The 14,218-nt window shown below is 76.4% G+C and carries 7 protein-coding genes; 5 read left to right on the top strand and 2 right to left on the bottom strand.

Annotated elements, in window-relative coordinates; genetic code table 11:
* Positions 1–27: 27 nt before the first annotated feature.
* Both ACY1JF_RS23145 and ACY1JF_RS23140 read right to left on the bottom strand, forming a co-directional pair.
* The gene (locus tag ACY1JF_RS23145; protein ID WP_462707123.1) at positions 28–1,287 is read right to left on the bottom strand and encodes a serine/threonine-protein kinase; all 1,260 of its coding nucleotides are present in this window, start codon (positions 1,285–1,287) and stop codon (positions 28–30) included.
* Positions 1,288–1,418: 131 nt separating this feature from the next.
* Positions 1,419–3,137, bottom strand: a complete 1,719-nt coding sequence (locus ACY1JF_RS23140; RefSeq protein WP_462707122.1) for a serine/threonine-protein kinase — start codon at positions 3,135–3,137, stop codon at positions 1,419–1,421.
* 439 nt (positions 3,138–3,576) lie between these two features.
* On the opposite strand from ACY1JF_RS23140, the gene ACY1JF_RS23135 reads away from it, so the two are divergent.
* The 5 genes from ACY1JF_RS23135 to ACY1JF_RS23115 all read left to right on the top strand — a co-directional run bounded on the left by ACY1JF_RS23135 (position 3,577) and on the right by ACY1JF_RS23115 (position 13,893).
* The gene (locus tag ACY1JF_RS23135) at positions 3,577–7,284 is read left to right on the top strand and encodes an FHA domain-containing protein (RefSeq protein ID WP_462707121.1); all 3,708 of its coding nucleotides are present in this window, start codon (positions 3,577–3,579) and stop codon (positions 7,282–7,284) included.
* Positions 7,285–7,798: 514 nt separating this feature from the next.
* Complete coding sequence (locus ACY1JF_RS23130) at positions 7,799–9,187, top strand: ABC transporter substrate-binding protein (protein WP_462707120.1); 1,389 nt, start codon at positions 7,799–7,801, stop codon at positions 9,185–9,187.
* Between the two features lie 4 nt (positions 9,188–9,191).
* Positions 9,192–10,538, top strand: a complete 1,347-nt coding sequence (locus ACY1JF_RS23125; protein WP_462707119.1) for a carbohydrate ABC transporter permease — start codon at positions 9,192–9,194, stop codon at positions 10,536–10,538.
* Entirely contained in the window at positions 10,535–11,413 is an 879-nt protein-coding gene (locus ACY1JF_RS23120; RefSeq protein WP_462707118.1) for a carbohydrate ABC transporter permease, read from the top strand. Before ACY1JF_RS23125 ends, ACY1JF_RS23120 begins: the two co-directional genes overlap by 4 nt.
* A 152-nt stretch (positions 11,414–11,565) precedes the next feature.
* The gene (locus ACY1JF_RS23115) at positions 11,566–13,893 is read left to right on the top strand and encodes a bifunctional glycosyltransferase/CDP-glycerol:glycerophosphate glycerophosphotransferase (RefSeq protein ID WP_462707117.1); all 2,328 of its coding nucleotides are present in this window, start codon (positions 11,566–11,568) and stop codon (positions 13,891–13,893) included.
* Positions 13,894–14,218: the final 325 nt, after the last annotated feature.

The raw sequence follows: 14,218 nt of genomic DNA, 5'->3' as shown, positions 1-14,218 counted from the left end.
CCACGCCGGGCCGTGCGGGCGCCGTCGCTAGGGGGTCTGCGGGGCCGAGTTCCGCGTGTCCTGGGGGCCCGCGCCGGAGTCGTCACCGCTCGTGGCCAGCCAGGCGCCGACGCCGACGGCCGCCAGCAGCGCCACGGCGCCCGCGCCGGCCGCGGCCCTGCGCCGGCGGGCGGCGGCCCGGTTGCGCGCCGAGCCGGGGCGGCGGGCGCCCGGCGCGCGCGGGGCGCGGGCGGTGCCGTGGGCGGGGCCGGCCAGCTCGTCGGGGGCGGGGACCCGCATGGAGGTGTGCGTGTCCCGGCTGGAGTCGGCGGGCTTGGCCCCGGGCACCAGCGGGACCGCGCCGCGCCGCCGGACCTCGCCGCCGCCCCGCCCCGCCCCGGCCCCGGCGGACGGCTCCCGGCCGGTGTCGGCGGCGTCCTCCGGCTGGTCCCCGCCGGTCTCGTCCACGTCGAGCGGGGGCATGCCGGCCAGCATCGGCAGCAGCTCGCGCAGCCGGGCGCCCAGCTCGGAGGCGCGCAGCCGGGAGGCCGGCGCCTTGGCCAGGCACTGCACCAGCAGCTGCCACAGCTCGTCCGGGATGCCGGGCAGCGGGACGACGGTCTCGGTGACGTGGCGGCGCAGTACGGCGCCGGGGTGGCCGCCGCCGAACGGCGTGAACCCGGCCAGCAGCTCGTACAGGACGGTGGCCAGGGCGTAGATGTCGACCGAGGCGCGCGGCGGCAGGCCCTCGACGATCTCCGGGGCGAGGTAGTCGGGGGTGCCGATGATCTTCGTGGCGCGGGTGCGGCGCGGGGTGTCGATGAGCTTGGCCACACCGAAGTCGGTGAGCAGCGCGCGGTGCGAGCCGCCGGGGCCGAGCGGACCCTGCATGTCGAGGAGGATGTTCTCCGGTTTCACGTCGCGGTGCACGACCCCGGCGGCGTGCGCGGCGGCCAGTCCGTCGGCGACGTCGGCAGTGATCGCCACCGCGGCCTCGGGGGGCAGGCGGCGCTCGCGGTCGAGCCGGGTGCGCAGGTCGGTGCCGCGGACCAGGTCCATGACGAGGGCGAGGTCGTTGCCGTCGACGACCAGGTCGCGCACGGAGACGACGTGCGGGTGCTCCAGGCCGAGCAGGGCGGTGCGCTCCTGCACGAAGCGGCCGACCAGCTCCTGGTCGGACGCGAGGTCCTCGCGCAGCAGCTTGATCGCGACGGGCCCCTCGGGGCCCTCGCCCAGCCACACCGTGCCGGCGCTGCCCCGGCCGAGGATCTGGTGGGCGGTGTACCGGCTGCCGATCTTCCGTGCCAAGACTGCTCCTACCGACGCGTGTTGCCGACAAAGCTACGCGTCCGCGGAGCCGGCCTTCACCTCCGAGGCGGAAAACACCCGTGCGATGTCGACAAATCGCCCGACTCGCCCTTCAGCGGGCGGGTCGGTGGTCAGCCGGTGCCGCCGGAGCCGCCGGAGTCGCTGCCCAGGTTCCCGATCCAGTCGGTGGCGGTGCCGACCCAGTCGGTGAGCTGGTCCCAGTAGCCCTTGCCCGTGCCGATCCACTCCTGGAGCGGGCTCAGCTCCCAGATCAGCCAGCCGGCCACGAACAGCACCACGAGCGTGACCAGGCAGCCCTTGAGGCAGCCCAGGCCGGGGATGCGCACCGGGTTGGCGCTGCGCTGCCGGGGCGGCCGGGGCTCGCGCCGGGGGCGCTGGGGCTCGGGCGCGGGCGGCGGGGCGTACCGCTGCGGCGCGGGCCGCGGGGGCGGCGCGGGCTGCTGCGGCTGGGGAGTGGCGTACCGCCGCTGCGGCTGCTGCTGGCGGTCGTAGCCCTGCGGGGGCCGCTGGGGCTGCTGGGGCTGCCGGCGGGGCTCCTGCTGGGGGCGGGCGACCTGGCGCTGGGGACGGCGGCGCAGCGGGTCCTCGTCCGGGTCGAGGTACTGCACCTGCGTCTGCTCGTTGCGGTCGCGGGCGGCGCGCAGCTGGTTCTGCCAGGGGTGCGGGTCGTCGGAGCCCTGTCCCTGGGGGGACTGGTCGGGCCGGCCCGGCGGTACGGGCGGCATGACGGCCGTCGGGTCGGCCGCCCCGGCGGGGCCGCCGGTGTGCGGGAGCACGGCGGTGGGGTCGGCGGCGCCGGCCGGGCCGGTGTGCGGCAGGACGCTGGTGGCGCCGTCGGGGTCGTAGGCGCCGCCCGGGTTCCGCGGGAGCACCTGCGTCGGGTCGGCGGCACCGGGGGTGTCCGGGACAGGCGCGGGCGCCGGGTCGGGGACGAGGAGCGCGCCGACGTTCTCGGCGGCCCCGATCTGCGCGGAGTTCGCGTGCACGCCGATGCCCTCGGCGACGACGCGCAGGCCGCGCGCGAGGTTCTCGGCGCTGGGGCGTTCGTCGGGGTTCTTGCGCAGGCAGCGCTCGATGACCGTCCACAGCGGGTCGGGGACGGTGGACGGGCGGCGCGGCTCGGCGCTCAGGTGCTGGTGCAGCACTTCGAGCGCGGAACCGCCGGAGAACGGCGGCCGGCCGGTGACCAGCTCGTACAGCAGGATGCCGGCGCCGTAGATGTCGACGGCGGAGGTCTGCGGGCGGCCCTCGGCGGACTCCGGCGCGACGTACGCGGGCGTGCCGACGAACTCGTGGGTGCGGGTGAGGCCGGGCGAGTCCGCGAGGCGGGCGATGCCGAAGTCGGTCAGCATCGGGTGCATCTGACCGCCGTCCTGCCTGAGCAGCACGTTGGCCGGTTTCAGGTCGCGGTGGACCACGCCGTCGGCGTGGCTGGCGGCGAGCGCGTCGGCGATCTGGGCGGTGAGCAGGGCCGCGGCGACGGGGCTGAAGGGGCCGTTCTCACGCAGGTAGCGGTGCAGGTCGGGGCCGTCGACGAGGTCCATGACCAGGGCGAGGAGATCGCCCTCGACGACCAGGTCGCGGACCCGGACGATGTTGGGGTGGGTGAGCCGGAGCAGGACGGAGCGCTCCCGCAGGAAGCGCATCACGACGTCGGCGTCGTTCGCGAGCTCCTCCTTGAGGACCTTGATCGCGACGGTCTCGCCGGGCTGTCCGGGCACGGCCGCCTCGGCGCCCGCGGTCTCCCGCTGGCGGGCTCGCCAGACGGTGCCGGTGGCACCGCGTCCGAGCGGCTCCTCCAGGAGGTACTTGCTGCCTACCGGCCGCACGTCATGCGCTCCCTGCTGCTTGCTGGCTGTTCCGACCCTCTGTCCGGACCACTGTAGTGCCGAGGAGTACAGCACCGGGCTGTCGTTCGGCTGTGGTGGTCCCGGAACCGTCCGGAACCCGCCGGAGGTGTTCGGGGGGAAGACGCGGGACCCGCTCCCCCGGTTGCCGGATCCGAACGTGACCGATCTCAAGCGGTGTTCAAACGATCACTTTGGGATCACTGGTCAGGCATTTTTGAGGGCAGAGCCGACCAATCAAGATCATTTGGCAGCCGGGAGCGGGCGCGTTGTCAGTGGCAGGTGCGAGGATGCGTGCAGTACTGGCCGACGTGCGCGTGCGGCGGTGGGGGAAGTCCGTGGTGAAGTCCGTGACGGGGGACCGCGGGACGGCTTCGTCCCCGGCGCGCGGGCGCCCGCGCAGAAGGGACCGCTGACGGCGATGCAGATCCGGCTGACCGTCGTAGACCCGCTGGGTCCGTCCTCCCCCACGGCGCCCGGCCTCCCCGCGCGCTGCGACGTGCTGGTCACGGCGCCCGCCGGCACCGCCCTCGCCGCGGTGGCGCCGGCGCTGGCCTCGGCGGTCCCGGGCGGGGACGGCACCGGTCCGTCCGGCTCGGGCCCCGGTTCCGGGCCCGTGGCGCTGTACGCGGGTGAGCGCCGCCTGGACGCCCAGCGCTGCACCCTGGGCGAGCCGCCCCTGGTCGACGGCGCGGTGCTGTTCCTCGGCGCCCCCGGCGACCCCGAGCCGCACCCCGAGTCGGCCGACGCCCCGGCCCAGCTCCACGTGGTCGCGGGCCCCGACGCGGGCGGCGTCCACCTGCTGCACGGCGGGCAGATCCGCATCGGGCGCTCCGCCGACGCCGACGTGGCGCTCGACGACCCGGACGTCTCCCGGACCCACTGCGCGGTGACCGTCGCGGCCGACGGCCGGGTCGCGGTCGCCGACCTCGGCTCCACCAACGGCACCACCCTGGACGGCACGCGCGTGGGCGACCGCGCGGTGCGCTTCCCGACGGGCGCGCTGCTGCGGATCGGCGAGTCGGCCCTGCGGCTGGCGCCCGCGCCGGTGGCGGCGGCCCGGGTGGAGACGGCGCCCGACGGGGAGGGGTGCGTGCGGGTGCCGGTCGGACGGGCGGGCGGGGGCGGCGCGGCGGCCGGGGGTGGCGCGGCTCCTGGCGCTTCCGGCAGTACCCGGCCGGCTCCCGGCGGCGGGTACGCGACGGTCACCGGCACGGCCGCGACCGGCGGCGGCGCGGGGGCCGGTGGCGGCGCGACGCGCGGCACCGTGACCGACGGCACCATGACCGACAGCGAGGCGAGCCGCGGCGCCGTGACCGACAGCGGCGCGACCCGCGGCACCGCGGCCCGTGGCTCCGCGACCGACGCCCCCGTGACCCGTGGCCCCGTGGCCGGTGAGCGGCCGGCGGCCCACGCGCGCGTGGCGGACGCGGTGGACCCGCGCGGGGACGGCGGTACGGCGGCCCCCGGCCACGACACCGGGTACGCGCACGGCACGCGTGACACGCGTGACACGCGCGGCACGACGGGCGCCGACGGACCCGGACACCGGGAACGGGGGCCGGACCGCCGGGCCGCCGGGCCCCTGCTCCCGGAGCCCGGCGGCGCCCCCCGCGCCGGGAGCCACGCCGACGACACCCCCCGCGCCGGGGGTCACGCCGACGATGCCCCGGCCCCGCCCGCGCCGCGGTCCGGCGGCTCCGGCGTCGCCCACGGGGAAGCCCCTGGCAGCGCCCCTTCCGGGGGCGAGGCCGGCAGCGGCGGCCGCAAGGGGACGCCGCTGCGCGGCACCGACGTACCGCCGGGCATGCGGCGGCGCGGCGGACTCACCGCCTGGGCGCGGCGGCTGACCGGCGGACGCGGTGAGCCGGCGGCGGCCGGCACCGGCCCGTACGACGCACCGCCGGCCGGCCTGACCGCCGTACCGTCACCCGCCCCCGCCCCCGCCCCGGAGACCTGGCCGGACCCCGCCGCCCTGCTGCTGACGGCGCTGGGACCGGGCCCCCGGCTGTGGGAGCGCGGGCCGGGGCACCCGGAGGCGCTCACCGTGCGGCTCGGCACCGCCGACCGGGTGGCCCCCGGCGGCGCGGCCCCGCTGCCCGCGGTGCCGGTGACCGCCGGGCTGCGCGAGGCCGGGGCGCTCGGGCTGGCCGGGCCGCGCGAGCGGCTGGCCGGACTCGCCCGCGCGGTGCTGGCCCAGCTCGCCGCGCTGCACTCCCCCGACGCGCTGGAGATCGTCCTGATCAGCGCGGACCGCGCCCGTCCGCTGCCCCGGCGCACCGCGGAGTGGTCCTGGCTGGGCTGGCTGCCCCACCTGCGTCCGGGCCACGGCCAGGACTGCCGCCTCCTGCTCGCCCTCGACCACGACCAGGCCGCGGCCCGCGCCCAGGAGCTGGTGCGCCGCCTGGAGGACCACCTGACGGGCCCCCGGACCGGCGCCCGCCCGGCGGCCCACGCCCCGCACACCGCGCCCGGCGCGGACCGGCGCCCCGCCTGGGCCCACCCGGACGACGGCGAGGCCCCGGCCACCGGTGTCCCCGGCCCGTTCACCGTGGTCGTCGTGGACGGCGGCCTCCCCAGCGCGGACGTGCACGAGGCGGTGGCGCGGCTCGCCCTGGAGGGACCGCGGGCCGGCATCCATGTGGTGTGCCTGGCGGAGACGCCCGCCGCCTCCCCCTCCTCCCCGGTGGCGGAGACCTACGAGGCGGCCTGCGCGGTGTCGCCGGTGTTCCGGCGCTGCGGGGCCGTCGCGCTGCTCAGCGGGGACGTCGCGACGACCCTGCGGCTGCTGCGCGTCGCGCCCGAGGGCGCGGCCCCGGCCGGTCCGGTGGGCCACGGCACCCTCGCCACCGTGGACGCGGTCTCCCTGCCGTGGGCGGAGCGGTTCGCACGCGCCCTGGCCCCGCTCCGTCCCGAGAGCTGCTCCGGCGAGCGGCACGCGCGCGTGTCGGCGCCGCTCCCCCGGGCCGCCCGCCTCCTCGACGAGCTGGGTCTCGCCCGCGCCACCCCGGCGTCCCTGATGGCCCGCTGGGCGGACGCGGCCGACGACCCCCGGGCCCTGGGCGGCCGGGCGCACGGCGTGCTGGGCGCCGGACCGCGCGGCCCGGTCGGCGTGGACCTCGCGGCCGACGGACCGCACCTGCTGATCGAGGGCCCGCCCGGCAGCGGCCGTACGGAGCTGCTGCGGGCGCTGGTGGCCTCGCTGGCCTCCGCCGAGCGCCCCGACCGCCTCGGCATCGTGCTGATGGACGGCCGGGACGGCACGGGCGGGGGCGGTGACGGCGGCCCCGGCGGCCGGCCCGGCGAGGGCCTGCGGGTGTGCACGGACGTCCCCCACGTGACCACCCACCTCACGGCCAACGACCCCATACGCATGCGGGAGTTCGCCCAGTCCCTGAGCGCGGAGCTGAAGCGGCGCGCGGAGCTGCTCGGCCGGTCCCACTTCACGGAGTGGCACACCGGCCGCGGGACGCCGGGCCGGATGGTCGCCCAGCGGACGGCCGTGTCCCGGAGCACGGGCACGGCCGGCGCGGGCGCCGCCGACCTCGACACCCCGCCCAGCACGACGATCCGGCTGCGTCCGGCCGCGCCCCGCCAGCAGGCGGAGCCCGCGCCGCCGCTGCCCCGCCTGGTCGTGGTCGTCGACGACCTGGACGCGCTGGTCACCCCGGCGCTGGGGTCGCCCGGCCGGCCCGCGGCGGGGTCGGTGATGCGGGCGCTGGAGGCGGTCGCGCGGGAGGGTGAGCGGCTCGGCGTCCACCTGGTGACCGCGACCGGCCCCGGCGGCCGTACGGCCCAGACGGAACCGGCCCTGCGGGCCACGCTCCGGGTGACCCTCGACGCCCCCGTCCCCGGCCCGGACGAACCGGCCCCCGGACGCGGCCTTCTGACGTGCCCGGACGGCCCTACCGTCGCCTTCCAGGGCGGCCGGGTCACCGGCCGCATCCCCCGCACGGCGACCCTGCGCCCCACGGTCGTCCCCCTGGACTGGCACCGCATGGGCGACCCCCCGGCCCGCCGCCCCGTCCGCGAACTGGGCAACGGCCCGACCGACCTGGCCCTCCTGGCCAGCGCGCTGGAACGGGCGGCCCGGGAGGTGTCGGCGGCGCAGGTGCCGTCGTTGCTGTAGCCCCGCCGGCCCGGTCCCGCCGCGCCCCGGACGGTCCGGTCCCGCCGCGCTCCCGCCGGCCCGGTCCCGCCGCGCCCCGGACGGTCCGGTCCCGCCGCGCTCCCGCCGGCCCGCTCCCGCCGCGCCCCGACCGGCTCCGGACGGCCCGCTCCCGCCGTAGCCCCGACCGGCCCCGGACGGCCCACTCCCGCCGCGCCCCGACCGGCCCCGGACGGCCCGCTCCCGCCGTAGCCCCGACCGGCCCCGGACGGCCCACTCCCGCCGCGCCCCGACCGGCTCCGGACGGCCCGCTCCCGCCGTAGCCCCGACCGGCCCCGGACGGCCCGCTCCCGCCGCGGCCCCCGCCGGCCCCGGGGCCGGCCTGTCCGCGCGGGAGCGGGCCGGACCGTCACGACGCGGTCACGATCTCCCGCCCGGCGCGGGACGCGCTCTTGCCGCCCTCACCCCCCTGGCGTACACCAGAGCGCACGGGACAGCGCACGGCGTTCGACGAGGAACGAAGAACGGGGCAGTGATGCGCACGAGCAGCACCACCAGCACCATCGGGACACGGACACGGACCCGCAGAACCGCACGAGCCGCCGCGGCCGTCGTCGCGGGAGCCCTCGCCTTCTCGCTCACCGCGTGCGGGGGCGACGACGACGAGGACGGGGGCGGCGCGGACAAGAACCCCGAGGAGACGGCGGCCACCGTCACCCTCCCCGAGCTGGACGGCGAGACCCTGGAGGTCGCCGCGGTCTGGACCGGGGACGAGCAGAAGAACTTCAAGCAGGTCCTGGCGGAGTTCGAGAAACGCACCGGCGCCAAGGTGACCTTCGTGCCCGCCCAGGACCCGATCATCAACTTCCTCGGGTCGAAGATCGCGGGCGGCGCCCCGCCGGACATCGCGATGCTGCCGCAGCCCGGAGCCATCGAGCAGGCCGTCGACAAGGGCTGGGCCAAACCGCTGGGCGCCGAGGCGGGCAAGGAGCTGGCGGAGAACTACTCCCAGGGCTGGCAGGACATCGGCAAGGTCGACGGCAAGCAGTACGGCGTCTACTACAAGGCCGCCAACAAGTCCCTGATCTGGTACAACGCGCAGGTCTTCGAGAACGCGGGCGCGGCCGAGCCCAAGACCTGGGACGAACTGCTCACCACCGCGCAGACGGTCTACGACTCCGGGGTCACCCCGTTCTCCGTCGGCGGCGCCGAGGGCTGGACGCTCACCGACTGGTTCGAGAACGTCTACCTCTCGCAGGCCGGACCGGAGAAGTACGACCAGCTCGCGCGGCACGAGATCAAGTGGACGGACCCGTCGGTGAAGGAGGCGCTGACCACCCTCGCCGAAATCTGGGGGAAGAAGGACTACGTCGCGGGCGGCGCGCTCCAGACGGACTTCCCCGCCTCCGTGACCCAGACCTTCACCGGCGGGGACCAGCCCAAGGCCGGCATGGTCTACGAGGGCGACTTCGCGCAGGTCAACATCGTGCAGACCAAGGCGGAGGTCGGCACCGACGCCAAGGTGTTCCCGTTCCCGGCCGTGGGCGACAGCGCGCCCGTGGTCTCCGGCGGCGACGCGGCCGTGATCCTGGAGGACTCGAAGGCGGCGCAGGCCCTGGCCACCTTCCTGGCATCGCCGGACGCGGCGACGGTCCAGGCGAAGCTGGGCGGTTACCTCTCGCCGAACAAGAACGTGGAGGCGGCGGCCTACCCCAACGACGTGCAGCGCAAGATGGCCGAGGCGCTGATCGCGGCCGGTGACGACTTCCGCTTCGACATGTCCGACCAGGCCCCGCAGGCGTTCGGCGGCACGCCCGGCAAGGGCGAGTGGAAGGCGCTCCAGGACTTCCTGAGCGACCCGAAGGACGTCGCCGGCACCCAGCGGAAGCTGGAGGCGGACGCGGCGGCCGCCTACGGGGACTGACGCGATGGCGTCGACCGCGGCGGCGGGGGCCCCGCCGGGCCCCGCCGCCCCCACCTCGCGCAAGAGCGTGACCGGTACGCGCAGGGCCGTGGCGGTGCTGTTCCTGCTGCCCGCCCTGGTGCTGCTCGGCGCGCTCGTGGTCTACCCGATCGGGTACTCGGTCATCCGTTCCTTCTACGACCAGTCCGGGGACGGCTTCGCCGGATTCGACAACTACCGGGCGCTGTTCACCGACGACGGCATCCGGACCGCGCTGAAGAACAACGTCATCTGGGTGGTGTTCGCGCCCACCGTGGCCACCGCGCTCGGGCTGGTCTTCGCCGTCCTGACCGAACGGGTGCGCTGGGGCACGGCTTTCAAGCTGGTCGTCTTCATGCCGATGGCCATCTCGATGCTCGCCGCGGGCATCATCTTCCGGCTGGTGTACGACCAGGACCCGGAGAAGGGCGTCGCCAACGCGGTGTGGGTCGGGGTGCACGACACCTTCGCGCAGGCGTCGGCGTTCCCGAAGGCGCACCCGGGCCGCGAGTCGCCGCTCAAGGCGGCGGGCGGCGGCGCGTTCGTCACCAAGGAGGCCGTCCGGGCCGGTACGCCGGTCGCGCTGCCGCTGGTCGGGGTCGCCCCCGACCAGCTGCCGGACGACGCCGGGAAGGCGGCGCCGCCGAAGGCCGAGCCGGGGAAGGTCACCGGCACCACCTGGCAGGACTTCACCCGCGGCAAGGGCGTCGGCACCCTGGGCGGCGTCGACGGCGGCGAACTGGGCTACGCCGGGATGAGGATCGAGGCGGTGAAGGACGGCGAGGTCGTGGCGTCCACGACCGCCGCCGACGACGGCACCTTCACCCTGCCCGCCGCCGCCGACGGGGCGCTGCTGCGGCTGCCCGCCGACAACTTCAAGGAGCCGTACAACGGCCTGGACTGGCTCGGCCCGTCCCTGGTCACCCCGGCCGTCATCGGCTCGTACGTGTGGATGTGGGCCGGGTTCGCGATGGTGCTGATCGCGGCGGGACTGGCGGGGGTGCCGCGGGAGCTGCTGGAGGCGGCGCGGGTGGACGGGGCCAACGAGTGGCAGGTGTTCCGCCGGATCACGGTGCCGATGCTGGCGCCGGTCCTCGCCGTCGTCACCGTCACCCTGATGATCAACGTGCTGAAGATCTTCGACCTGGTCTTCATCATCGCGCCCGGATCGTCGCAGGACGACGCCAACGTCCTCGCGCTGGAGCTGTACCGCAAGGGCTTCTCCGAGGACCAGCCGGGCATCGCGAGCGCGATCTCGGTCTTCCTGCTGCTGCTCGTCATCCCGGTGATGTGGTTCAACGTGCGGCGGCTGCGGCGGGAGGTGCGGCGATGAGCGCGGAGTCCTTCGCGAAACCCCGGCGGTCGCTGGGTTCCCGGCTCGCCGGGGGCGTCAGCGGCGGTCTGGTGCGGGTGGCCCTGATCGTCGTGGGCCTGTTCTGGCTGGTGCCGACGATCGGGCTGCTGCTGTCCTCGCTGCGCAGTCCCGAGGACATGGCGGCCGAGGGCTGGTGGAAGGTGCTCGGCGAGCCGTCGCGGCTCACCTTCTCCGCCTACTCCGACCTGCTGGCCAACGGCGACATCACCGACTCGCTGGTCAACACCGTGCTGATCACGGTGCCGGCGACGGTCCTGGTCGTCGTCATCGGTTCGCTGGCGGGGTACGCGTTCGCGTGGATGGAGTTCCCGGGGCGCGACTGGTGGTTCCTCGGCGTGGTCGGGCTGCTGGTGGTGCCGGTGCAGGTGGCGCTGATCCCGATCGCCGAACTCTTCGGCAGTGTCGGGCTGTTCGGCTCGCTGCTCGGTGTCGTCCTGTTCCACGTCGGCTTCGGGCTGCCGTTCGCGGTGTTCCTGCTGCGGAACTTCTTCGCCGAGATCCCCCGGGAGCTGCTGGAGGCGGCCCGGCTCGACGGGGCGGGTGAACTGCGGCTGTTCACCCGGGTGGTGATGCCGCTGGGCGGGCCCGCGATCGCGAGCCTGGGCATCTTCCAGTTCCTGTGGGTGTGGAACGACATGCTGGTCGCGCTGATCTTCACCGACTCGGGGAACCAGCCGATCACGGTCGCGCTGCAGACGCAGGTACGGCAGTTCGGCAACAACGTCGACGTGCTGGCGCCCGGCGCGTTCATCTCGATGGTGGTCCCGTTGGTCGTGTTCTTCGCGTTCCAGCGGCAGTTCGTGTCCGGGGTGATGGCCGGGGCGGTCAAGTAGCCGGCCGGCGGCGGTCGTCGGGGGCGGGCCGGTCGCGGTCCGCCCCCGGTCGTGTGCGCGTCCGGGGTCCCCCGAATGCCGCAGGCGGCGTAACCAGGCCACGCCACCGGCCGTTCCCGGGCCGAACGCCCGCGCCGACCCATGGATGTCCCGTGCCCAGGTTCAGTGTCATCGTCCCCGCACACCAGGTGCAGGCGTATCTGCACGCATGTCTGGAGTCGGTGCTCTCCCAGTCCTTCCCGGACCTCGAACTGATCGCGGTCGACGACGCCTCACCGGACGCCTGCGGCGACATCATCGACGAGTTCGCCGCCCGCGACCCGCGGGTCAGACCCGTCCACCTGCCCGGCAACCAGGGCCTGGGCCCGGCCCGCAACGCCGGGATGGCCCGGGCCACCGGCGACTACCTGGTCTTCCTCGACGGCGACGACACCCTCGTCCCGGGCGCCCTGCGGGCGATCGCGAACCGGCTGGAGGAGACCGGCGACCCGGACGTCCTCGTCTACGACTACGCGCGCGCGTACTGGACCGGCGAGACCGTCCGCAACCAGGGCGCCGCCCGACTCGCCGAGGACGGCCCGGCCCCGTTCCGGCTGACCGACCGCCCCGGCCTGCTGAACCTGCTGATGGTGGCGTGGAACAAGACCTGCCGCCGGGAGTTCGTCGAACGCGCCGGCCTCTCCTTCCCGCCGGGCCTGTACGAGGACACCCCGTGGACGTACCCGGTGCTGATGCGGGCGGAGTCGATCGCGACCCTGGACCTGGTCTGCGTGCACTACCGCCAGCGCCGCCGGGGCTCCATCCTGACCACGCCCAGCGAACGCCACCTCGACGTCTTCGCCCAGTACGACCGGGTCTTCGCGCTCCTGGAGAGCGACCCGGAGCTGGCGCGCTGGCGGCCGGTGCTGTTCCGCCGGATGGCCGACCACCTGGTGGTGGTGTTCTCCCGGCGCGACCGCCTGCCACGGGGCGCGCGCGCCGAGTTCCTGCGCCGGGCCCGCGCCCATCTGCGCCGCTACCACGTCCGGGGCGCCCCCGCCCCGCTGTCCGCCCGGCTGCGGCACGGTCTGCTGCGGCTGGGTCTGCACCGCACCTACCGGGCGTTGCGGCGGGCCTCGGCCGGATGCCGCCGCGTCCTCCGGTTCGCCGTCGGGGCCCTGCGCGCCGCGCGCTCCGGCGCCCTGCGCCTGCACTACCGGACCCAGCGCCTGCTCCCGCTGCGCGCCGACCGCGCGCTCTTCGCCGCGCACGCCGGGCACGCCGGGCAGGCACACGGCGGCTACGGCGGTTACGGCTGCAACCCGGGGGCGCTGGAGGAGGCCTTCCGGTCCGTCGTGCCGCACATCCGCACGGCCTGGGTGGCCGCCCCCGCGCTCCACCACACGGTGCCGCCCGGACCGCGCCGCGTCTCCCCCGGCACCGCCCGCCACCTCACCCAGCTGGCCCGCGCCAAGTACCTGGTGCACAACGCCCCCTTCGACCCCCGGCTGGTCAAGCGCCGGGGTCAGGTCCTGGTCCAGACGCAGGCCGGCACCCCGCTGGGCCACGAGGGGCTGGACCGCCAAGAGCGCCCGGCCGCCGCCCACGGCACCGACTTCGCGGCACTGCTGCGTGACGTCGACCGCTGGGACCACGTGCTGTCCGCCAACCGCCACTCCACCCTGACCTGGCAGCGCGTCCACCCCGGCACCTACACGGTCGTGGAGTGCGGCCAGCCCCGTACCGACGTCTTCCACCGGGCGACGGCCGCGGACGTGGCCCGGCTGCGGGACGTGCTCGGCGTCCCCGAGGACGCGGTCGCGATCCTGTACGCGCCGGCCCGCCGCGACCACCGGCGCACCCAGCGCCTCCCCCTCGACCTGGAGCGCCTGGTACGCCGCCTCGGCCCGCGCTTCGTGGTGCTGGCCCGGGGCGAGGCCGGGCCGGGCGCCGGGGACGCCCCGCCCCCGGTCCCGCGCGTCCCCGGGGTCATCGACGTCACCGCCCACCCCCGGCTGCCCTCGCTCTGCCTGGCCTCGGACGTCCTGGTCACCGACTACGCGCCGCTGATGGTCGACTACGCGGTCCTGGACCGGCCGATCGTGCTGCACACCGAGGACCTCCAGGCGTACGAGGCGGCCCGCGGCCTCTACCTCGACCTCCACGCCGTCCCGCCGGGCGTGACCGCCCGCGACGAGGACGAGCTGATCGACGTCTTCGCCACCGGGCACTGGTGCGGAGCGCGCGCCGCCCGGCTGCGGTCGGCGTTCCGCGAGCGGTTCTGCCCCTGGGACGACGGCCACGCCGCCGAACGCGCCGTACGCCGGATCGTGCTCGGGGAGCGCACGCCGCTGCCGGTGGCGCCGCTCGGCGTCCGGCGCCCCGCGCCCGCCGCGTCCCCGCGCACGCCCCTGGTCGCCCTGCCGGGTCCGGCCGGTCCCGGTGACGCCGCCGCCTCCGGCGCGCTCCGGCCGCGCCCGCCCCTCTCCGAGCGCCTCTGACCGCCACCGCACGCCCTCGCACGCCGGTGACCGCCGCCGACCGCCCCTCCCCCGGGAGTCCGTATGCCCCGCAGTCCGTCCCGGCCCGCTCCGCCCCGGCCGCCCGTGCGGCGGCCGACGGGGCGGCCCGGTCACCGCGGCGGCGGTGGCGGCAGCCGGGCCCGGCGGCGGCACCGGAGCGGCGGCACACCGGAGAGCGGCACGAAACAGCGAAGAGAGCGAAGACAGCGAAGACAGCACAGCAGCACAGCGACGCATCAGCGGCGCACAGCACGCAGCAGCGCAGCAACGCACCAGCAGCGCACAACGACACAGCAACGCACCA

Source organism: Streptomyces sp. SYSU D01066-1 (assembly GCF_054956795.1).
This window is presented reverse-complemented; position numbering and strand designations above follow the sequence as displayed.